General features: G+C 29.1%; 21 protein-coding genes. 14 read left to right on the plus strand and 7 right to left on the minus strand.

The annotated features are described in order from the left end of the window. The first annotated feature begins 35 nt into the window (after window positions 1–35). From N5D46_RS08575 to N5D46_RS08615, 9 genes are all read left to right on the plus strand, one after another. Window positions 36–812 (plus strand): DUF5672 family protein, encoded by a 777-nt coding sequence (locus N5D46_RS08575; protein ID WP_280049741.1) that lies wholly within the window; start codon window positions 36–38, stop codon window positions 810–812. Beyond that, window positions 809–1,843 carry a hypothetical protein gene (locus N5D46_RS08580; protein WP_280049742.1) on the plus strand — a complete coding sequence of 345 codons (1,035 nt, stop codon included), beginning with the start codon at window positions 809–811 and terminating at the stop codon, window positions 1,841–1,843. The genes N5D46_RS08575 and N5D46_RS08580 overlap by 4 nt, the downstream gene beginning before the upstream one ends. Continuing rightward, window positions 1,840–2,721, plus strand: a complete 882-nt coding sequence (locus N5D46_RS08585; protein ID WP_280049743.1) for a glycosyltransferase family 2 protein — start codon at window positions 1,840–1,842, stop codon at window positions 2,719–2,721. The genes N5D46_RS08580 and N5D46_RS08585 overlap by 4 nt, the downstream gene beginning before the upstream one ends. A gap of 5 nt (window positions 2,722–2,726) precedes the next feature. Beyond that, a complete protein-coding gene (locus tag N5D46_RS08590) occupies window positions 2,727–3,515 on the plus strand; it encodes a glycosyltransferase (RefSeq protein ID WP_280049744.1) in 789 nt (262 codons plus the stop codon). A gap of 272 nt (window positions 3,516–3,787) precedes the next feature. After that, window positions 3,788–4,840, plus strand: coding sequence for a UDP-N-acetylglucosamine 2-epimerase (non-hydrolyzing) (gene wecB / locus N5D46_RS08595; protein ID WP_280049745.1), 1,053 nt, complete (start codon window positions 3,788–3,790; stop codon window positions 4,838–4,840). Continuing rightward, window positions 4,837–5,514, plus strand: coding sequence for an NAD-dependent epimerase/dehydratase family protein (locus tag N5D46_RS08600; protein ID WP_280049746.1), 678 nt, complete (start codon window positions 4,837–4,839; stop codon window positions 5,512–5,514). The genes wecB and N5D46_RS08600 overlap by 4 nt, the downstream gene beginning before the upstream one ends. Continuing rightward, on the plus strand, window positions 5,501–6,415 hold the full coding sequence (locus tag N5D46_RS08605) for a glycosyltransferase (protein WP_280049747.1): 915 nt from the start codon (window positions 5,501–5,503) through the stop codon (window positions 6,413–6,415). Before N5D46_RS08600 ends, N5D46_RS08605 begins: the two co-directional genes overlap by 14 nt. A 154-nt stretch (window positions 6,416–6,569) precedes the next feature. After that, the gene (locus tag N5D46_RS08610) at window positions 6,570–7,376 is read left to right on the plus strand and encodes a hypothetical protein (RefSeq protein ID WP_280049748.1); all 807 of its coding nucleotides are present in this window, start codon (window positions 6,570–6,572) and stop codon (window positions 7,374–7,376) included. 17 nt (window positions 7,377–7,393) lie between these two features. Beyond that, window positions 7,394–8,245: a capsular polysaccharide synthesis protein gene (locus tag N5D46_RS08615; protein ID WP_280049749.1), complete on the plus strand. Its 852-nt coding sequence runs from the start codon at window positions 7,394–7,396 to the stop codon at window positions 8,243–8,245. Here the strand turns inward: N5D46_RS08615 and N5D46_RS08620 are convergent, their stop codons facing one another. After that, the gene (locus tag N5D46_RS08620) at window positions 8,246–9,253 is read right to left on the minus strand and encodes a glycosyltransferase (protein WP_280049750.1); all 1,008 of its coding nucleotides are present in this window, start codon (window positions 9,251–9,253) and stop codon (window positions 8,246–8,248) included. Window positions 9,254–9,361: 108 nt separating this feature from the next. Here N5D46_RS08620 and N5D46_RS08625 point away from each other — a divergent pair, with 108 nt between their 5' ends. Genes N5D46_RS08625 through N5D46_RS08635 form a run of 3 tightly spaced genes read left to right on the plus strand, consistent with a single transcriptional unit; the run spans window position 9,362 to window position 11,758 of the window. Then, the gene (locus tag N5D46_RS08625) at window positions 9,362–9,919 is read left to right on the plus strand and encodes an acyltransferase (RefSeq protein WP_125350674.1); all 558 of its coding nucleotides are present in this window, start codon (window positions 9,362–9,364) and stop codon (window positions 9,917–9,919) included. A gap of 1 nt (window position 9,920) precedes the next feature. Then, complete coding sequence (locus N5D46_RS08630; RefSeq protein ID WP_125350675.1) at window positions 9,921–10,730, plus strand: glycosyltransferase family 2 protein; 810 nt, start codon at window positions 9,921–9,923, stop codon at window positions 10,728–10,730. Then, window positions 10,727–11,758, plus strand: a complete 1,032-nt coding sequence (locus tag N5D46_RS08635; RefSeq protein WP_280049751.1) for a glycosyltransferase family 2 protein — start codon at window positions 10,727–10,729, stop codon at window positions 11,756–11,758. The genes N5D46_RS08630 and N5D46_RS08635 overlap by 4 nt, the downstream gene beginning before the upstream one ends. 63 nt (window positions 11,759–11,821) lie before the next feature. Here N5D46_RS08635 and N5D46_RS08640 read toward each other — a convergent pair whose 3' ends face one another. The 6 genes from N5D46_RS08640 to nusB all read right to left on the minus strand — a co-directional run bounded on the left by N5D46_RS08640 (window position 11,822) and on the right by nusB (window position 16,751). After that, the gene (locus tag N5D46_RS08640; protein ID WP_171623967.1) at window positions 11,822–12,517 is read right to left on the minus strand and encodes a response regulator transcription factor; all 696 of its coding nucleotides are present in this window, start codon (window positions 12,515–12,517) and stop codon (window positions 11,822–11,824) included. 4 nt (window positions 12,518–12,521) lie between these two features. Beyond that, window positions 12,522–14,075, minus strand: a complete 1,554-nt coding sequence (locus N5D46_RS08645; RefSeq protein ID WP_114998924.1) for a HAMP domain-containing sensor histidine kinase — start codon at window positions 14,073–14,075, stop codon at window positions 12,522–12,524. A gap of 72 nt (window positions 14,076–14,147) precedes the next feature. Beyond that, the gene (gene coaE, locus N5D46_RS08650; RefSeq protein ID WP_114998925.1) at window positions 14,148–14,750 is read right to left on the minus strand and encodes a dephospho-CoA kinase; all 603 of its coding nucleotides are present in this window, start codon (window positions 14,748–14,750) and stop codon (window positions 14,148–14,150) included. Window positions 14,751–14,820: 70 nt separating this feature from the next. After that, entirely contained in the window at window positions 14,821–15,168 is a 348-nt protein-coding gene (gene yajC, locus N5D46_RS08655; protein WP_038331124.1) for a preprotein translocase subunit YajC, read from the minus strand. Window positions 15,169–15,192: 24 nt separating this feature from the next. Beyond that, window positions 15,193–15,684 carry a DUF1573 domain-containing protein gene (locus N5D46_RS08660; RefSeq protein ID WP_280049752.1) on the minus strand — a complete coding sequence of 164 codons (492 nt, stop codon included), beginning with the start codon at window positions 15,682–15,684 and terminating at the stop codon, window positions 15,193–15,195. Between the two features lie 44 nt (window positions 15,685–15,728). Beyond that, the gene (gene nusB / locus N5D46_RS08665) at window positions 15,729–16,751 is read right to left on the minus strand and encodes a transcription antitermination factor NusB (RefSeq protein ID WP_280037842.1); all 1,023 of its coding nucleotides are present in this window, start codon (window positions 16,749–16,751) and stop codon (window positions 15,729–15,731) included. On the opposite strand from nusB, the gene N5D46_RS08670 reads away from it, so the two are divergent. Next, window positions 16,742–18,499: an ABC transporter ATP-binding protein gene (locus N5D46_RS08670; protein ID WP_280049753.1), complete on the plus strand. Its 1,758-nt coding sequence runs from the start codon at window positions 16,742–16,744 to the stop codon at window positions 18,497–18,499. The two genes, nusB and N5D46_RS08670, sit on opposite strands and share 10 nt — an antisense overlap. A gap of 117 nt (window positions 18,500–18,616) precedes the next feature. Then, window positions 18,617–18,997 (plus strand): PUR family DNA/RNA-binding protein, encoded by a 381-nt coding sequence (locus N5D46_RS08675; protein WP_280049754.1) that lies wholly within the window; start codon window positions 18,617–18,619, stop codon window positions 18,995–18,997. Window positions 18,998–19,518: the final 521 nt, after the last annotated feature.

Below are 19,518 nucleotides of genomic sequence, written 5' to 3' on the forward strand. Positions count from 1 at the left end.
TTAAGGTGTTTATTTAGATTTTATTAAAAAGGTTTATGAAAAAACAAATAATAATAATTCCGATCTATAAAATTCAATTAACAGCTGAAGAGGTTATTTCATTAAAGCAATGTTTTAAAATACTAGGGAATCATACAATTAAATTTGTAGCGCCTGTGGGTTTGAATACCTCATCTTACGAAAGTATCTTACAGAAAAGTATTGAGGTAGAATATTTTGATGCAATATTTTTCGAAAATATCTCAGGTTATAATAAGTTAATGCTATCTTTAGATTTTTATAGACGTTTCGAATCTTTTGCTTATATGTTAGTTTACCAGCTAGATTGTTACGTATTTAGAGATGAACTTGCATTTTGGTGTAATAAAGGATTTGACTATATAGGTGCTCCGTGGTTAGAGAAATCTTACTACATAAAAACTCGAAGCGAAAAATTAAAGTTTTTAATTAGAAGGTTTTTCAATTTGAAAATGAATAAGTATTTCAATAAAGATATTTTAGTATATCAAGTAGGAAACGGAGGATTTTCATTGAGAAAAATTAATAAATTTATTTATACTCTTCAACATACTAATCCTAAAATAATTAATAAATTCAAAGAAAGTAATGATCCAATGGCATTATTTAATGAAGATGTCTTTTGGAGTTTTGAAGCAAAGAATATAAAAAAACCAAAATATAAAATGTCGACTAAATTTGGATTAGATTCAGGTGCTGATATAGGTATACGATTAAATCAAGGTCTTTTACCTTTTGGATGTCATGCTTGGCATAAAAATAAAGCTTTTTGGAGTAAATATATCGAATTATGATAAAGATATTATTTGCATATGATCTTATCAAAAATGATAATGAATATGTTGAAAGACTTGTGGAAATTGTTGAAAGTATTGAAGATTATGAAGTAAGTAAATCTTTATCTGAATTTTGGAATCCAATAAATGAATATGATTTTGTAGTAATTAACTGGCCTGAATATTTATTTAATTGGCGTAAAGATTTAAATAAAAAAGATTTAGATAAATTAAATGATCGGATTGATTTTTACAAGGATAGGGGTACAAAAGTAATATCATTAGTACATGATGAATATGCCCACCATTCAAGAACAAAAGAAAGAGATATTATTTTTGATATATGTTATTCAAAATCTGATATTTTAGCACATTTAGGAGAGTATTCAAAAAAAATGTATGAAGATAGATACAGTAATCTACCAATTAAACATTTTTTATTATATCATCCTTTGTTTAAAAAATTTAATTTTAAACAAAATATTTTAGAAGCTCGAAAAGTGATGAATTTCCCTCAAAATTCAAGAATCATATTTGTTCCTGGTGGTATTAGAGAGGAGGGAGAGTATGAATTAGTTAAAAAAATATTTAATTTAATAGAGTTAAAAAATAAAGTCTTAGTAATTCAAAAACTTTCATATCAACAACCTATAAAGCGATTTTCTTTAGGGTATTTTAAGCAAAAAATATATTATTCTTATTTAAAATATTTTAAAAAAATAATAATTGGGCCAAATAAATTTATACAACCTGATATATTATCAAATTATTTTTCAGCGTCTAATATTATATTTTTACCTAGATATAAAATTTTAAATTCTGGTAATGTAGTACTAGCCAATCAATATGGTAAAAAAATAATTGGATTTGAAACTGGGAATATTACTGAGTGGTTACATCTTATGAATGATATTGTTTTAAAAACAAACTATAATCAAGCTCTAGATTTAGAAAAATTGGATTTGAATAAAAATCCAGTAGAATTTTTAAAACTACACAATGACAATATTATTAAGCAACAATTTTTAGCTATTATTAACTCAATATGATAACAGTTTTTACTCCTACATATAATAGAGCATATATTTTACCTCAATTATTTGAAAGTTTATTGAATCAATCAAATAAAGATTTCGAATGGTTGATTGTTGACGATGGTAGTACGGACAATACAAATGAATTAGTTAATAAGTTTATTTTGAAAGCGGATTTTAAAATTAGCTATTTGTATCAAAATAATCAAGGGAAGCATATCGCCATAAATACAGCATTAGATCATATAGCTACGAAATACTTTGTTACGGTAGATAGTGATGATATCCTTCTTTTGAATGGTATTGATTTAATTACACGAAATTTGTGTCATATAGATGAAAATGAACAAATAATATGTTTAGCTTTTCCTCATAAACAGAAATCGAGAGATAACTACCAAGTAAATAAGGAAATACCTTACACTACTATTGTCTCTACTCCATACGAAATGTTATCTAAATATGGGATATTTGGAGAATTTTCTTTAGTGTTTCTACATCATGTTCATCAAAAATATAAATATCCTCAATTTGAAAATGAAAAATTTATTAAAGAATCAGTTGTATATAATCGTATATTCCAAATATATAAATTAATTTATTTTAATTTTTCAATTGTTGAATCTGAATATTTAAATGATGGTTTAACAAGTAATTTCAGAAATTTACTTTATAATAATCCAAAGGGAGCCGCGTTGTCTCATTTAGAAAAAACTAATACAACTTCCTATAATTTAGTAGATAGATTGAATGAGATGGAATCTTACTGGGATTACGAAAGTGTTTTTAACAAATCTTTTTTTAACAAATTAATGAAAGTGAAAAGTACACGATTGAAATTTTTATTTTTAAAAAATAGAATACTAAAAATCTTTTCTAAATATATAAAATAATAAAAATGATCCCAAAAATAATCCATTACTGTTGGTTTGGAGGTAATCCTAAACCAGCATCTTTTTATATCTGTCTTGAAAGTTGGAAAAAAGCCCTTCCTGATTACAAAATTATGGAATGGAATGAAACTAACTTCGATATCAATTGTTGTGAATATGTTAGATTAGCTGCAGAGAATAAAAAGTGGGCATTTGTTTCTGATTATTCACGAGCATTAGCTTTGTATCAATATGGAGGTATTTATATGGATATTGATGTTGAGGTAAAGTTTTCGTTGGATGAATTTTTAATTCATCGTGCATTTTCTGGTTTTGAGATTAAAGGTTCACCTTTTACAGCACTTTGGGCAACAGAAAAAGGACATCCTTGGGCAAAACGAGTAATTGATTTTTATGATGAAAAAACAAGTTTCGACTTAACGACTAATACCGTTTTTGTATCTGATTTATTAGTGAAAGAATATGGAATTGACCCTGATAGAGATGAATACCAAGAAGGAAAAGATGGAATTGTAATTTACCCATCTACTTATTTCTGTTTAGATTTACCTAAAAATTATGCAACTCATCATTTTGTCGGAACATGGCATGATAGAGATTATCCAAATCCATTCAAAGATTATGTACATGCTTATTATAAAACAAGAGAGTTTGCTGAACTAAAAAATGGGAAAAAGGAAGTGCATAATGTAATTTACAATCATAAGATGATAGAAGTAGAACAGGTTCTGAATCAAATTCCATTTCGTATGATTGTTAACTATGTGCTAAAAAATCTTTTTAGTAAGAGATGATAAGGTCATAAGAATAACCTTTACTAAAGATTCTATTAATTTTACTTATATTTAACCAGTTGTGCATTTTGAATTAAAATTCGTGAATTCGAGTGATTTATCGAAATAAAATGTAGAAAATTAATCGAGCATAGAATTTTATCTTCAATAACTTTTTTCTCGACACAAAATTCTTTCAGAATTCCACTCGAAATGACAGTTTTATTGATAAAATAAACAAAAAAAAAGCACAACGGATAATATTAATACGATTTAAAACCAACTGAACTAAAATGATAGCCTTAATCTATGGAACTCGACCTGAATTTCTGAAAGTATATCCAATTTTACTTGAAGCAAAGAAAAGAAGATTGCAGTTTATTACAATAAACACGGGTCAACATACCAACATTTTGACAGAAATGGAAGAATTATTTGATTTTAAGCCAGATTATTTTCTTAAATCCCAATCAAATGAGTATTCAAATTCTAATTTATTAGCAAAATTAATAGATGGTATTGCTGAGATTGTAAAATCGAATGCAATAGAAAAAATAATTGCTCAAGGAGATACATTTACTGTTCTTGCTTCATCAATGGTTGCATTTTTAGAAAAAAAAGAATTTTATCATGTAGAAGCAGGATTAAGAACAGATGATATTTGTTTTCCTTTTCCAGAAGAGTATAACCGTAGAGTAGTTTCGTTGACAAGTAAAATAAATTTTGCACCAACAGAACTTGCTAAAAATAATTTATTAAAAGAGAATATTTCTGAAGATAAAATTATACTTACAGGAAATACAATTATTGATTTATTAAGCCACGTCTTAAAAAAAGAGGCTATATCTTTAGAAAAAGAAGCTACCGTTTTTATTACAGCACATAGAAGAGAAAATATTAGTGAAAATATGTTTTTTATTTGCGAGGCTATAAAAGAATTGGCGATTGAGAATCCTTTGATTACATTTTATTGGAGTTTACACCCTAATCCAAAAACGAGAGAGTTTATTTTCAAAACATTTGATGATGTTCCACAAAATATAAAATTTATAGAACCACTGAACTATATAGAGGCGGTAAAATTAATGGCAAAATCACTACTAATTATTTCTGATTCTGGTGGAATCCAAGAAGAAGCCCCAACTCTACAGAAAAGAGTTATTATACTGCGAGAAGAAACCGAGCGACCAGAAGTTTTAGCATGTGGATGTGGTGTATTAGTTGGTGCAAATAAGCAAATGATAAAAGATGAATTTTACAACGAATTACAAAAAGGAAATAATAATTTTATTAATCCTTTTGGAAATGGAAATGCATCACAACTTATTTTAGATCATTTATTATGATTATTGGTAAAGGGTTAATTGCTTCTCAGTTTCTTGATAGCGATAGAGATGATGTTGTTTTTTTTGCTTCTGGAGTTTCTAATTCTTCAGAAACAAGGGAAGAAGAGTTTTTACGCGAACAAAATTTAGTTGAGGAGACAATGGCAAAATATTCAAACAAATTGTTTGTTTATTTTAGTACATGTTCCATTTATGATTCTTCTAAATATAACAGTCCGTATGTGCTGCATAAGTTGCATATCGAAGAAGTAATCAAACAAAATACAGCCAATTATCTTATTCTTAGAATTAGTAATGCGGTTGGAATAGGAGGAAACCCTAATTTGTTGATGAATTATCTTTATCGCCAAATTATAACGAATCAACAATTGAATGTGCACCAACATGCAACACGTAATCTAATTGATGTAGAAGATGTTAAGGATATTGCGCTTCAATACATTCAGTCTAACCGTTGGAATAGAATTGTGAATGTGGCTTATGCCGAAAATTACTTTATACCAGAAATAGTAGAAGCCTTCGAGGAAATACTACAAAAACCTGCGATGAAGTTAATGGAAAATAAAGGGGAACATTATTCGATTGATATTCATGAATTGCAGTATCAATTTTCTATTCAAGATAAAGAAGTGTATTTGAACAATTTAATTAAAAAGTATTATGTCAGAGATTAAATTAGCAATAGTTATCCCGTATTATAAATTAACTTATTTTGAAGAGACATTGATTTCTTTGCAAAATCAATCAAATCAAAATTTTAATCTGTATATAGGAGACGATTCAAGTACTGAAAATCCTTCTGAATTGATTGATAAATACTCAAGTATCATTACAAAATATAAAAGATATGATACAAACATTGGAGGAAAATACCTGACTAAGCAGTGGGAAAGGTGTATTGATGACCTTACTGAAAATGAGGAATGGATTATGTTGCTTTGTGATGATGATATCCTAACAGAAAATTACATTGATAAGTTTTATTTAAATTTACCTGAAGTAATTCAATCAAACATAACAGTTGTTAAATACAATTGCAAGGTAATAGATACAAAAGGTAATGTTGTACAAGGACCTTATCAATATGAAAAAATAGAATCTTCAACAGTTTTTTTTAAAAAATTATTTTTTAATGAAGCTTTTAGTACTTTAAGTGAAAATATTTTTAGAAAAGATAAATATTTAAAATATAAATTTAGAAATATAGAATTAGCATTTGGCTCTGATGCAATCGCTCTTTTAGAATTTTCAGAGTTTTCTAGAATCTATATGATTAGAGATGAATATATGACATTTAGAAGATCGGATATTAATATTTCAGGTAATAGAAGAGATACTAAATTGAAAGTTAGAAAAATGAAAGGTAATGCAGATTATATGTATTATCTATTAGATAAATATGCGGATAGTTTTGATTACATAACTAAATTGGAAATGTGTAAGATGTTATATAGAAATTATCGACCTGTTTATCGAACAAATGTTCAATATAATCTAAAATATTTATATCTAATGTTTAATGTTTTAGATTTAAGTGATTTTATAAAAATTTTAGCTCATAAAAATGATCACTGATAACAATTTTCATTATCTGTTTCGATTAGGAAAAAGAACAAGACCATTTTTTCTAAAGCGTAATAGTAAGTTTTTTTCTTATTATAAAATAAAAGAAAAAAACAGACAGACAAATGATTTAATTTATACATTAATCGAATCAAGGAAACCATTTATGATTGCTCGTCTTGGAAGTACAGAATCTAAGGCTATAGTGAATCATATAGTCCAAAAAGAAATTAATAACGATCTTAAAGGTATCTACAAATATTTAATAGGAAATATTGGGTTGAATTGGAAAAGTTCATCAAAATACTTAGATAACCTTTGTAAATTGTCTGGCTTTTTTCCAAATGATAAAAATTTATTAGAAAAATTTATAAACCTTTATTTAGAAGATGCTAAGAATTTAGATATTTTAGGAGTTTGGAATGAGTTAGAAGAATATGTACCTACAATTCCATCAAATACTCATTTATGTAATATTAGAGAATTAGAACCTTGGTTTTTTACAAATCCTTGGACAAAAGCATTAGAAGGAAAAAAAGTTTTAGTTATTCATCCCTTTGAACAAACTATCATTAATCAGTATAAGAATAGAGAAAATATATACAAAAATAAAAATGTTTTACCTGAATTTGAGTTAATAACGATTAAAGCTGTTCAGTCAATTGCTGATGAGAAATCTGATTTTGAAAATTGGTTTGAAGCTTTAGAATTTATGAAAAAACAGATAGATCAAACCGATTTTGATATAGCAATTTTGGGATGTGGTGCTTATGGTTTTCCATTGGCAAGTTATATAAAAAATAAAGGAAAACAAGCAATTCATTTAGGAGGGGTTACTCAACTTTTATTCGGAATAAAAGGTAAACGTTGGGAAGAATGGGAGCATTATACCTCATTGAGAGGAAATGGATGGGTATATGCCGACGAAAAGCCGAAAGGATTTGATAAAGTAGAAGGAGGGTGTTACTGGTAATATAAAAAAATAGTATAATGAACGAAATTAGAAACAGAATTAGTTTTTTGTCTCAGAAATATTTAGGGACAATTTATTCGAAATTATATAGTTTAAGAGAGTTTTGGAGGGTTAAAAGACAAGAAATTTTTAAATATAAATATGATAAAAATAGATATCCTGGTCTTTTTTTACAAAATGATTATGAACCATTTCCAAATTTTGAATCAAAAGTAGATCGTGTTATATATTGTTTTTGGACAGGTGAGAATGAAATGTCTGAAAATAGGAAAAAAGGTTATCAATCATTGGTCGATCATTCTGGCGTTGAAGTGAAATTAATTACTCCTCAGAATTTACATGAGTATATCTTACCAGAATATCCTCTACACGAGGGATATGATTATTTATCATTAAATCATAAATCAGATTATTTACGTTGCTATTTTGCACATTTTTATGGAGGAGGATATTGTGATATAAAGTCAATTAAAAACTCATGGAGTGATTCGTTTGATAGGATAATTAACTCTGATAAATGGCTTTTAGCTTATACACAGTTCAATAGATTAAGTTTAAGTAAAGGACAGGGCAAAAATATAGATAATGATTTAAGATATTATTATAAATTATGTCTAGGGACAGGTGCATATATCAACAAAAGTAATACTAAATTTACTTCAGAATGGTATATTGAATTGGAAAAGAGAATGGACGAAAAATTAGAACAATTAAAAATGAATCCAGGAGATATGAAAGGAAGAAATAAAGGGTATCCTTTTTCTTTACTTGAAGTTTCAACTCAGATTATGTGTCCATTAAATTTAAAATATAATAATAAATTAATTCACGACAACACTGTTTTACCAGAGTTAACAAACTACCAATAATCACCCCTCATAACGTTTCTTAAAAATTTTAAATCCAAGATTTGTAGGAAGATTTAGCAATAGATTTTCCTTTTTTTGTTGTTTAGTAAAATCATCACTTAAATAATCAGAAAGTAATAGGCTAGGTGCCTTTTTCATGCGATTATAGTTTGTTTTAAAATAAGTTTCATCTTTCAAAACCTTCCATTGCATTTGAATAATTGTAGTCTTGAAATTCAAAATCCAGCCTCTTATCAATTTTTTTCGTTCGGTATCATCTGTATTATTATATGATTTTACAATCCACTCTAAGATTGTTTGATGATTTTCTGAGTTTCTTTTTGTTCGATTAAAGATAACAGAATTCGCATGTAAATAGTAATTATACGTAATGTCATCAATAATCGACAAAGTTTCTATTTTTTCCATACAATGAAACATCCATAATTCATCTTGTGCATATAAACCTGGAACAAAATAAATGTTATTTTTTTTAATAAACTCTAAATCAATTAATTTGTTCCATGAAGTTATTGGGAACATTTTACTACAATAAGCTTTAAAAATACTCGAATTTGAATCGTAAATTTTTAATTTAGATCTTGTAGGAAAACCAAAATCTTTCGTCGTATTATCGAATGTATTCATCCAACGATTTTGAGCAATAACCATTTGACTATTAGTTTGGAGTTGATTATTTACCAATAATTCAATGCAATTTGATTCTATATCATCATCGCTGTCCAAGAAATAGATAAATTTTCCAGTCGACTTTTCAATTCCTGTATTACGAACCACAGACAAGCCTTGATTCGTAGTTAGATGATGTAATTGAATGTTCAATTCCTTATTTAAGGTCATATATTCTTCAATGATCGAGATACTATCATCAGGTGTACAATCATTAACCAGAATAATCTCGATGTTTTGATAAGTTTGATTTTTAACAGATTCTAAACATCTAAAAATATAATCTTCACATTTGAAAATAGGAATATTTATGCTAATAAGAGGGAAATTTGAAATCAAAGTATTAGATTTTGATAAATTTATTTTGGAAAACAAATTTAATAATATATATTAATTATTAAGTGTTAAAATACAACTTATTATATTTGTAAAAATAAACCTGAAACTATGTTGAATAAAATATTTTTGACCTTAGATAAATTAATAAATAAAGCTAAAAAGAATGAAGCTTTAAAGCTTTTCAAACAAAATTCTAAATCTAGAATTTCAAATGATTTTAAATTGGGAATTAATAATTTTTATGACATTTCTTCATCAGCTCATATCAACATAGAAGAAAATGTAACTATTAATGAATCAAATTATTTGACAGTAAAGAAAGAAGCTAAACTTTCAATAGGTAAAAATACATACATCACAAGAGCTACGATTTCGTGTTTAGGAGAAATAACAATTGGAGAAAATTGTATTTTAGGAGAAGGGATGAAATTGTTTGATCATAATCATCAGTATACAAAAGAACCATTTTCAGTTTCTAAAACAGATTTTAATATTGGTTTTATTAAAATAGGTAATAATGTTTGGACTGGAGCAAATGTTGTAATATTAAAAGATGTTACGATTGGAGATAATGTAATAATAGGTGCAGGATGTGTTATTCATAAAGATGTTCCATCAAATTCTATTATTGTGAATAAGCAAGAACAATTAGTAAAGCTGTTGTAATATGAAATTCTCTGTTTTAATCGCTCATTATAACAATTGGAATTATTTCCAAGAATGTTATCAATCTATTCTAAATCAAACTTATCTCGATTATGAAATGATAATTGTAGATGATTGTTCTAACGATGGATCTTATGAAAAACTCGTGGAATTATCGAAGCAGGATGATAAAATTAAATTATTCCGTAATTCAGCAAACAAAAAAGTTGGGTATACCAAAAGAAGATGCGTTGAGGAAGCAAGTGGTGATATTTGTGGATTTGTGGATCCTGATGATAGGATTGTGGCTAATGCATTGGAAGATGTTATGGATGCGTACAAAAATAATGCAGACATCATTTCAACATATTCTAAAATTAAATTAATTGATGAATTTTCACAAGAAAAGGGTGAGTTTAACTTTACAAAAAAGATAAAAAATAATCATAAAACGTTTTTTAATATTAATTTTGAAGTGGCTCATTTTTTTACGTTCAAGAAAGAGATTTATGATCAAACACAGGGAATTGATTCAAATTTAACTTCTGCAGTTGATCAAGATTTATACATGAAATTATACGAGTTAGGCGAGTTTTACTTTATTGATTCTTTCCAGTACTTATACCGCATTCATGATAAAGGTGTTTCTCAAGATAAATCTAAGAAAGATAAATTGAATAAAAATTGGCATATTGTTTTATTAACTACTTGTAAAAGAAGAAATATTTCGGTTTTATATGGTAAAAAAGTTGAATCAATAGAAAATTTACCTCGCTTTATTTTTGATCAAGAAAATACGTTCTTTAAAAAATTAAAACGAAAATTTTTATGATCACCATAATTATAAAATCCTTCAATCGTCCCTATTATTTAGATCGATGTTTACGATCAATTTATACTTGTGTAAAAGGTAATTTTGAAATTAAAATTTTGGATGATGGTACGCCAAAAAAGTATTTAGAAGTTATTAAATCAAAATTTCCAAATGCTAAAATTATTACTTCGAGTCAATATCAAGATAAAATAAAAGCGATTGAAGAAAATATAACAAAAGGTGATAAAATTGACGGCTTTACAATACCAACAGATTTATGGTATAATGAGGTTAAATCTTCGTCAGATTATGTTTTGGTAACGGAAGATGATGTGTGGTTTTCCGATCCAATCAATATCGATGAGGTTGTAAACGAAATGAAATCTTTTTCTATTCCGTTATTAAAGTTGGGTTGGTTAGGAAATTATTCGGATGACAAAAATTTGATAATAGATAAATTATCAGATGACCTAAATCAAGCTCAACCTCAAAAATTATTTACTTCAAACAAATTCATCATGGATATGTTTATGTACAACAAATACAAATTCTTTACAGTTTTATATAAATTAGGATTGGTTGATAATAAAACTAAACGGAAATATTGGTCTTTAAACTCAATTTTAATGGGCTTATATCAAAAAGAATATTGGTTAGCAATTTGGGCAGATGCCAAAGGAAAAGTCGATGAAAAGCAACAATTAAGAAATGCAGCTGCTTGGTACAATGATAACAAAAAAGCAGTTTTTGCGCGAACAAATCAAGAAGTTCTAAAAACCACCTTCAAATCTTCTGCAACAGGTTCTTATCATGAATTTGAGAAAAATATTTTTGATGTGAATCGAATGAATTTTATCTTAAACGAAGCTTGGTTAAACAACAAGTTTGACGCCATGCAAAATTATCCAAAAGATTTTTCAGATGATTATATCAAATCTTTTTTAGATAAAGAAAATCATCCTGATGCACAATATGAGGAGTGGTATAAATGGGCAGAAAAATTTAGAGCACAATATAGAAATTTAGGTGCTAAAGTAGATCATTAAACTAAATCACATAAAAAAAACCTCAACGATAAGTTGAGGTTTTATATTTTTAGTAATGATGGATTATTCTTGTACCAATAATCTGAATCCTTCGCCGTGAATATTCACGATTTCTACTGCAGGATCTTTCTTTAGATATTTTCGTAGTTTTGCGATGTAAACGTCCATTGAACGTGATGTAAAATAGTTGTCATCATGCCAAATGCGTGTTAAGGCAATTTCACGTGGCATTAAATCGTTTTTATATACAGCCAATAAACGTAACAATTCGTTTTCTTTTGGCGATAATTTTTGTGATTTACCATCGTAAATTAATTGTCTCAATTTTGCATTGAACGTGAATTTACCAATTTTGAAATCTTCTTGTTCAAATTTTTCTTCTTCACCAGAATTACGTTGTAAAACAGCTTTTATTTTGTACAATAAAACTTCTGAATCAAATGGTTTTAAGACATAGTCGTCTGCTCCAATTTTGTAACCATTCAAAACATCCTCGCGCATGTTTTTCGCTGTTAAAAATATAATTGGTTGTTCACTTTTTAGTTCTTTGATCTCTTTTCCTAATGTAAAACCATCTTTTTTAGGCATCATTACATCAAGGATGCATAGATCATAATCACTTTCTTTAAATTTGGCAAGACCGTCTTCACCATCGATTGCGTGCGTTACGTCAAAATCGTTTATAACCAAATAATCCTTTAATACACTTCCGAAGCTTGGATCATCTTCTACTAAAAGTAATCGTTGTTTATCACTCATTGATCTATGATTTTAGAGGAATTTTAATGAAAAAAGTACTTCCTTTTCCTGCTGAACTTTCTGCCCAAACTTGTCCACCGTGAAGCTGAACGATTTTTTTGACATAAGCCAACCCAAGTCCATGACCTTTTACATTGTGTATATTTCCCGTTTCTTCTCTATAAAATTGTTCAAATATTTTTTTCAGAACGTTTTGCGGCATTCCCATTCCTTTATCAGAAATTTCAATTAAAAAATTGTTGTCTTTGTTGTATGTTTTTACTCTAATCTCCGGTGTGTTTGGAGAGTATTTTCGAGCATTATCCAATACATTAATAACGATATTCTCTAAATGGAACGGATCTCCTTTTACAAATGATTGTTCTGCATTGTATTCTTCAAATATTGTACCATTTCTTTCTTCTACAATAAATCTTATCGGCTCAACACTTTTTTGTACAATGCCATTCAAATTTACTTCCTGAAAATTCATATCCATTTGATTGCGATCAAGCTTTGACATTCGTAAGACCATCTCAACGTGAGCATTCATACGTTTGTTCTCTTGTTTGATCAAATCTGCATAATATTTCACCTTTTCAGGATCAGTAAATATTTTTTCGTTACGCAATGCATCAGACGCAATATTAATGGTTGCAATAGGCGTTTTGAATTCGTGCGTCATATTATTGATAAAATCAGTCTTAATTTCCGAACTCTTGCGTTGCAATTGCATGTAATAAATTGACAATGAGAAAACCGTAATAATAATCATGGTTAAGATAAATGTCAATGAAATAACTGGAACTGTTGGCGCAACAATGGCTAAATTTCGGTTAACAAAATTTGCTGCCAAATAATATTCGATATGATCCTTTCTGTCCAAAAATAGCGGAACCATAAATTCGATTTTATTGCGATCAAAATCTTTTGATTTGACATTTGTTTCTGTCGAATCTTTTTTCAAAACTGCCAAAATTGGCATTGCTTGATGAATTCCTCTGTTACGTAATTCGTTTTTCAAAATCGAATCTAACATTGCATAATTCACACGTTTGTCGATCGGCGTAGAGCCTGCATCCCAACGCGCAGCGCTTTCCAGCGTAAATGTTCCGTCTTGTAAAGCGTGCTCAAAATTCAGATTCAGATTCGGAATTCCTCTAGCAGAAGAATCTTTGTCTATCTTGAAAACTCGCTCCTGCGAATAAATATTCGCTTTCGTCAAACTATCATTGTATTTTCCAGATGACGGCAACATCGATTTTTCGACCACATAACGCGTTACATAAGCATACGTTACACCAAGCGAATCTTTGATGACTTGATTGGTTACAACTTGCGGTTTATCTTTATTTGACTTTAAATCTGATTGTATATTATTGAATTTCTTATAATAGCGTTCTAATTCGTTTTTATTTATTTTTTCAGTTGTATAATTCATCGCTTGGTACACGTTGTTGTTAAAACTGTCTGTACCATTCTGAATTGTTAAGTTTAGCCAATAGAATTGAATGATTATCAATCCTATAAGGGCAACACTCATGATAACGATTAAGATTTTATAAAATCCTTTTTTCATTTATTTTTTATTGAATGATTAAAAATAGTTTAATCTTTTCTAATTTCTATCTTTTTGTTAAAGTTTGGACGATTAAATCATTTTTTTGATTTTGATAAACGTTTCTTCCACTTCATTTTTCAAGTGAGCTAAATCGCCATTATTATCAATGATAAAATCTGATTTAGCGATTCGTTCTTCGTCCGAAATCTGATTGTTTATTCTTGCAAGAATTTCTTCTCGTGATAAACCATCTCTTTCTATAGTTCGTGCAATTCTCGTTTCCAGATCAACCACTACACTTATCACAACATCGCAATCTTTGTAACTTCCACTTTCTATTAAAATAGCAGCTTCTTTCATCACAATATCCGATTTTTGAGCTTTTTTCCAATTTTCAAAATCTTGGAAAACTGCTGGATGAACAATTGAATTTAATAGCTTCAATTTTTCATTATTCTGAAAAACTTGTTTTGATAGATATGGTTTATTCAAACCATTTTCATTGTAAGCTTCTTCACCAAAAGCTGCAATAATTTTAACTTTTACTTCAGAGTTTTCATTTTGAATCGTTTTGGCTCTTGTGTCAGAATTATATACCGGAATACCTAATTCTTCGAAGAATTTTGCTGCTGTACTTTTGCCAGAGCCTATTCCGCCAGTAATTCCTGCTACAAAAGGTTGGTTGTTTTTCATGGTTTGAAGTTAAAAAAATGCCGAAGAATAATTCCTCCGGCAATCAGTTAAATATATGTTAACCTTAAACTTAGTTTTTTTCTTCAACTGCTTTTTCTGATTTGTCAGTCGTTTTTGAATAACGTGCAGCAGTTAATTCGCGAGAAATTGCAGCTTTTTCGAATTTAATTTTTCCAGCTCCAGTTTCGATGATAACAGCGTCGTCATAAATTTCGTTGATTTTCCCGTGAATACCAGAAGTTGTTACAACTTGATCACCACGTTTGATATCCGTTTGAAATTGTTTTTCTTGTTTCGCTTTCTTTTGTTGAGGACGAATCATGAAAAAGTACATAATTACGAACATCCCTCCGAACATCAAAAGCATAGACATTCCTCCGCCTTGTGCACCAGCTTGTAAAAAGATTGTTTGAATCATTTTTATATTTTATCGATTTAATACTTATTGTCCAAATGCTTGTTGTGCATTTTGATCATTTGCAGTAGCTCCAACAACGTTTGCAGAAATGTCAAATTTCTCGTGACCATTTGTTGTGTTTGTTACTAAAGTTACTGTTTTTTGTTGTTTTCCGTTCATGTTTCCAGCTGTGTAAACAACTTTGATAGAGTCTGTAGCTCCTACTGCAATTGGAGTAGAAGGGAATTCAGGAACTGTACAACCACAAGTTGCAGACGCATCGCGAATAACTAATGGAGATTTACCATCGTTTTTGAACTTGACATATGTTTCTACTTTATTGTTAGCTTTTACATCGCCAAAATCGTGATTTGCTTCTGCTAATGTTAAAACTGGAGCTGTAGCTGGATCTACAACATTTTCAGCTTGTTGAGCTGTTTCTTCTGCTGTAAAATTGTCGCTAGCTTTTTTTTCTCCACAAGAGCTGATTGCGAATGATAATGCAAATGCACCTAAAATAAATAATTTACTTTTCATTTTTATAATTATTTGTCTTAGTCAAAATTAAGAAAAAATAGTGATTATAATAAACCTCTACCGTATTTTGGTAAATTATTATTGTCTTTTAACTCTTTTAATGTTTTATCTAAGATTCCGTTAACAAAAACACGCGATTTTTCTGTTGAATAACTTTTCGCTAATTCCACATATTCGTTAATCGTAACTTTTGCAGGAATATTTGAGAAATATAAAAATTCTGTCAAAGCCATTTCCAAAATAATCAAATCGATTGTCGCAATACGATCTAATTCCCAGTTTTGAGCTTTTTCGTCAATGATTTTTCTAGTTTCTGCTTGGTGACGAATAGTTTTACGGAATAATTCTTCAGTAAATTTTTTGTCATCTAAATCTTTGTAAACTTTGAACAAAGAAATCAACGGAGAACTGTTTTGACGGAACGATTTTATCGTTGTATGTACCATCGCATTTGCAATATGTACATCGTCTGCCCACGTGATCTGAATTCCTTCTAAGTAATCGTGCAAATCTTCATATTCAGCAATAAATTCTACGAAAAAGTTCAAGATAAATTCTTTGTCTTCCTCAAAAGAATGTTTGTCACTGCTCATGTACGTTTTGTACAATTCGCTTTCTGTCAAATTTTTAAAGATATTGTTTGGATAAGAATCATAAATATCCCAAAGTAAAAACTTGTTGTCAGTTGAATAACGAGTTAATTCAAGATTTTGTTCAATAATTTTGAATACTTTATTCTGAACAAATTTTAAATTTGGATTTAAATCTTCTTGGGTTGGAAAGTTTTTTGATTTTGCAAGTTCAATTTTATGCTCTGCAATGTCCTTTTGAACTTTAATCAAATTTAGGAGATAAATGTACAAATCGTAGATTTGATCGATACTTTTCATCATATTTTTCTCGACCGCTCTTTCTTCGCCTTCAGTTCCTAAACTATTGTAAGCATAGATATTCTGCATTACTTTTTCGCGTAGTTGTCTTCTTCCCAACATAATTTCAATGATATAACGTCTAATAAATTGATGCAAAGGTAAAAAAAAGAATGTAATTTTGTTTTGTGAAATCATTACAAAAGTTAAATAAATTTTTATGGAAGTATAAATGGAGAATATTTTTGGGCTTCATTTTTACGATTTGTGCCAATTGGGTGCAGGTTTATTCCGTTACATATATTAGAGAAGCAATCAATACAGTTGAAGAATTGCTACGAAATTTTAAGAAAGAAGGAACAGATAACCTCGATCTTTTGAAAGATGGTTTGATGTACGCTAGTTTGGCTTTTTTCTTTTTTAAAGTTTTGGGAGGAGTTTTGACAGTTGGTACTCGACAAATGATCATTGTAGCATCGCGTTATATTGAGTTCGATTTGAAAAATGTGATTTACGATAAGTATCAAAAATTATCGTTGTCCTTTTACAAAAAACACAAAACGGGCGATTTGATGAATCGGATTACCGAAGATGTCGGATTGGTACGCATGTATCTTGGCCCTGGAATTATGTATCCAATTGATTTGGTATCGCGAGTTGTGATTATTGCGTATTTTATGTTGCAAATTGATAAGCAATTAACGCTTTATACATTGGCTCCTTTGCCTATTTTATCATTGTTAATTTATAATGTTGCACGAAATATTAACAAGAAAAGTAAGCGCGTACAAGAACAACAATCTACGATTTCGTCGTCTGTGCAAGATACTTTTGCTGGGATTCGCGTGATAAAATCATTCAACTCAGAAGAATTTATAAAATCTAAATACGAAGTTGAAGCAGATGAATATCAGAAACGTGCGCTTAATTTAGCTCAAATTCAAGCTGCTTTTGGACCTTTGATGGTTGTTGTAGTTGGAGTGAGTAATTTGGTGATTTTGTATTTGGGAGGAGTAAAATATATAGAAGGAACAATGGATATTGGTTCTATTGCTCAATTTTTCCTTTACCTAAATATGTTAATTTGGCCATTTACTTCGTTGGGTTGGATTACGATGGTTGTACAGCGTGCAGAAGCGTCGATGTTTCGTATCAACGAATTTTTGAATGCCGAAACTGATGTAAAAGAAAAACAATTAGTGAATCACGAAGTAGAAGGTACAATTGAATTTAAGAATGTGACGTATATCTACGAAAACACAGGAATTAAAGCGTTGGATAATGTTTCGTTCAAAATTAATAAAGGTGAAACTTTAGCGATTCTTGGAAAAACAGGTTCAGGAAAATCGACAATTGCTTTGTTAGTTGCGCGTTCGTTGGAACCAACTTCTGGTGAAATTTTGATTGATGATAAAAATATTCATGATATTAATGTAGAATCTATTCGAGAAGAAATTGGTTATGTACCGCAAGAAGCTTTCCTTTTCTCGGATTCGCTAACCAATAATATTTTGTTTGGTTCTGACGATACAGATGAGCAAACGGCTGAAATTTTTGCGAAGAAAGCTGTTGTTCATGATAATATTGATCGATTTAAAGAACGTTACGAAACAGTTGTTGGTGAACGCGGCGTTACGCTTTCTGGAGGTCAAAAACAACGTGTTTCTATAGCTCGTGCATTGGTGAATGATCCACAAATATTAATCTTTGATGATAGTTTGTCTGCTGTAGATACCGAAACCGAAGAACAAATCTTAAATAATTTATCTTCTGAGATTAATGGTAAAACAACCATCATTATTACGCATCGTGTGTCTTCTGCAAAGCGCGCTGATCAGATTTTGGTTTTAGAAGATGGTCATGTTTTAGAAAATGGTTCGAACAGCGAATTATTAAATAAGCATGGTTATTATTATGAATTGTACAATAAACAACTGCTAGATTAAGTTTATTCATAGAGATTTAATAAAAAAAGAGAAAATATTTGGTTAAAATGTTGTTGTTTTCTTAATTTTTTTTAGATTTGTTAGGAAACATTTAACAATTAAACTCTATTTAGACTTATGAATGATTTTGAAAACCAAGAAAAGGTGGATGCAGAAGGAGTCTTTTCAAAGGTATTAAGGGCTGGAAGAAGAACTTATTTTTTCGATGTTCGCGAAACAAGAGCAGGTGATTATTACTTGACGATTACAGAAAGTAAAAAAAATACGCAGGACGATGGAAATGTGTATTACAAAAAACATAAAATCTACTTGTACAAAGAAGATTTTGAAAGTTTCAAAGATATGTTAGACGAAACGACCGATTTTGTTTTTGCACAAAAAGGCCAAGAGGTGATTTCGGAAAGACATCAAAAAGATTTTGATCCAAAAAATAAAGTTGTGGGTAAAGACGAAACACAAGTTGAATCTTTTACCAATATCGATTTTGACGATATATAGACTTTACTAAATATGCGTAAAAAGAAACCTCCGCTCAAATTATTGAGCGGAGGTTTTTATTTTATAGAATTAAAAACATTTAGAGATTCCTCCTAATGTCGGAATGACATTGTTTCGAAATTAATCAAATAAACAAAAAGCTAGTTTTAGTTGTCATATTGAGTGATTTTTCGATTTGATAGAATAAGTAAGTTGTATTGAAGCAGCTTGAAAGAAAATTTATTTTATTTTAAATTCGGTGCTGTAACGAGTGCCTTTACTATTCATAATTTCAAAGATAAAGACTTAAAAATCAAACTCTATTTTGTCTACGTAAAGTTAGCAACTCCAAAGAGTATCTGCTATTAATTATTGATGAAAGTAAGTGAGCTCACGCGTTGTATATGTTGTTTACATTTAGTGAGTGTTCGTGATCAACCTCACCTTATGGGTGTACAATCACCCTCAAAAATTATAGTTTATGCTATAATAAGCTCTATTCCTGCTTTATCAGCTTTATATTTTATTTTAGTCATCAGTTC

The organism is Empedobacter sp. GD03865 (assembly GCF_029840775.1).
GTDB classification, from domain to species: domain Bacteria; phylum Bacteroidota; class Bacteroidia; order Flavobacteriales; family Weeksellaceae; genus Empedobacter; species Empedobacter falsenii_B.

What these genes read in the sequence shown, in the direction of transcription:
- N5D46_RS08575 (WP_280049741.1), top strand. Translation starts at nt 36, where the DNA reads ATGAAAAAACAAATAATAATAATTCCGATCTATAAAATTCAATTAACA.
- N5D46_RS08580 (WP_280049742.1), top strand. Translation starts at nt 809, where the DNA reads ATGATAAAGATATTATTTGCATATGATCTTATCAAAAATGATAATGAA.
- N5D46_RS08585 (WP_280049743.1), top strand. Translation starts at nt 1,840, where the DNA reads ATGATAACAGTTTTTACTCCTACATATAATAGAGCATATATTTTACCT.
- N5D46_RS08590 (WP_280049744.1), top strand. Translation starts at nt 2,727, where the DNA reads ATGATCCCAAAAATAATCCATTACTGTTGGTTTGGAGGTAATCCTAAA.
- wecB (WP_280049745.1), top strand. Translation starts at nt 3,788, where the DNA reads ATGATAGCCTTAATCTATGGAACTCGACCTGAATTTCTGAAAGTATAT.
- N5D46_RS08600 (WP_280049746.1), top strand. Translation starts at nt 4,837, where the DNA reads ATGATTATTGGTAAAGGGTTAATTGCTTCTCAGTTTCTTGATAGCGAT.
- N5D46_RS08605 (WP_280049747.1), top strand. Translation starts at nt 5,501, where the DNA reads ATGTCAGAGATTAAATTAGCAATAGTTATCCCGTATTATAAATTAACT.
- N5D46_RS08610 (WP_280049748.1), top strand. Translation starts at nt 6,570, where the DNA reads ATGATTGCTCGTCTTGGAAGTACAGAATCTAAGGCTATAGTGAATCAT.
- N5D46_RS08615 (WP_280049749.1), top strand. Translation starts at nt 7,394, where the DNA reads ATGAACGAAATTAGAAACAGAATTAGTTTTTTGTCTCAGAAATATTTA.
- N5D46_RS08625 (WP_125350674.1), top strand. Translation starts at nt 9,362, where the DNA reads ATGTTGAATAAAATATTTTTGACCTTAGATAAATTAATAAATAAAGCT.
- N5D46_RS08630 (WP_125350675.1), top strand. Translation starts at nt 9,921, where the DNA reads ATGAAATTCTCTGTTTTAATCGCTCATTATAACAATTGGAATTATTTC.
- N5D46_RS08635 (WP_280049751.1), top strand. Translation starts at nt 10,727, where the DNA reads ATGATCACCATAATTATAAAATCCTTCAATCGTCCCTATTATTTAGAT.
- N5D46_RS08640 (WP_171623967.1), bottom strand. Translation starts at nt 12,517, where the DNA reads ATGAGTGATAAACAACGATTACTTTTAGTAGAAGATGATCCAAGCTTC.
- N5D46_RS08645 (WP_114998924.1), bottom strand. Translation starts at nt 14,075, where the DNA reads ATGAAAAAAGGATTTTATAAAATCTTAATCGTTATCATGAGTGTTGCC.
- coaE (WP_114998925.1), bottom strand. Translation starts at nt 14,750, where the DNA reads ATGAAAAACAACCAACCTTTTGTAGCAGGAATTACTGGCGGAATAGGC.
- yajC (WP_038331124.1), bottom strand. Translation starts at nt 15,168, where the DNA reads ATGATTCAAACAATCTTTTTACAAGCTGGTGCACAAGGCGGAGGAATG.
- N5D46_RS08660 (WP_280049752.1), bottom strand. Translation starts at nt 15,684, where the DNA reads ATGAAAAGTAAATTATTTATTTTAGGTGCATTTGCATTATCATTCGCA.
- nusB (WP_280037842.1), bottom strand. Translation starts at nt 16,751, where the DNA reads ATGATTTCACAAAACAAAATTACATTCTTTTTTTTACCTTTGCATCAA.
- N5D46_RS08675 (WP_280049754.1), top strand. Translation starts at nt 18,617, where the DNA reads ATGAATGATTTTGAAAACCAAGAAAAGGTGGATGCAGAAGGAGTCTTT.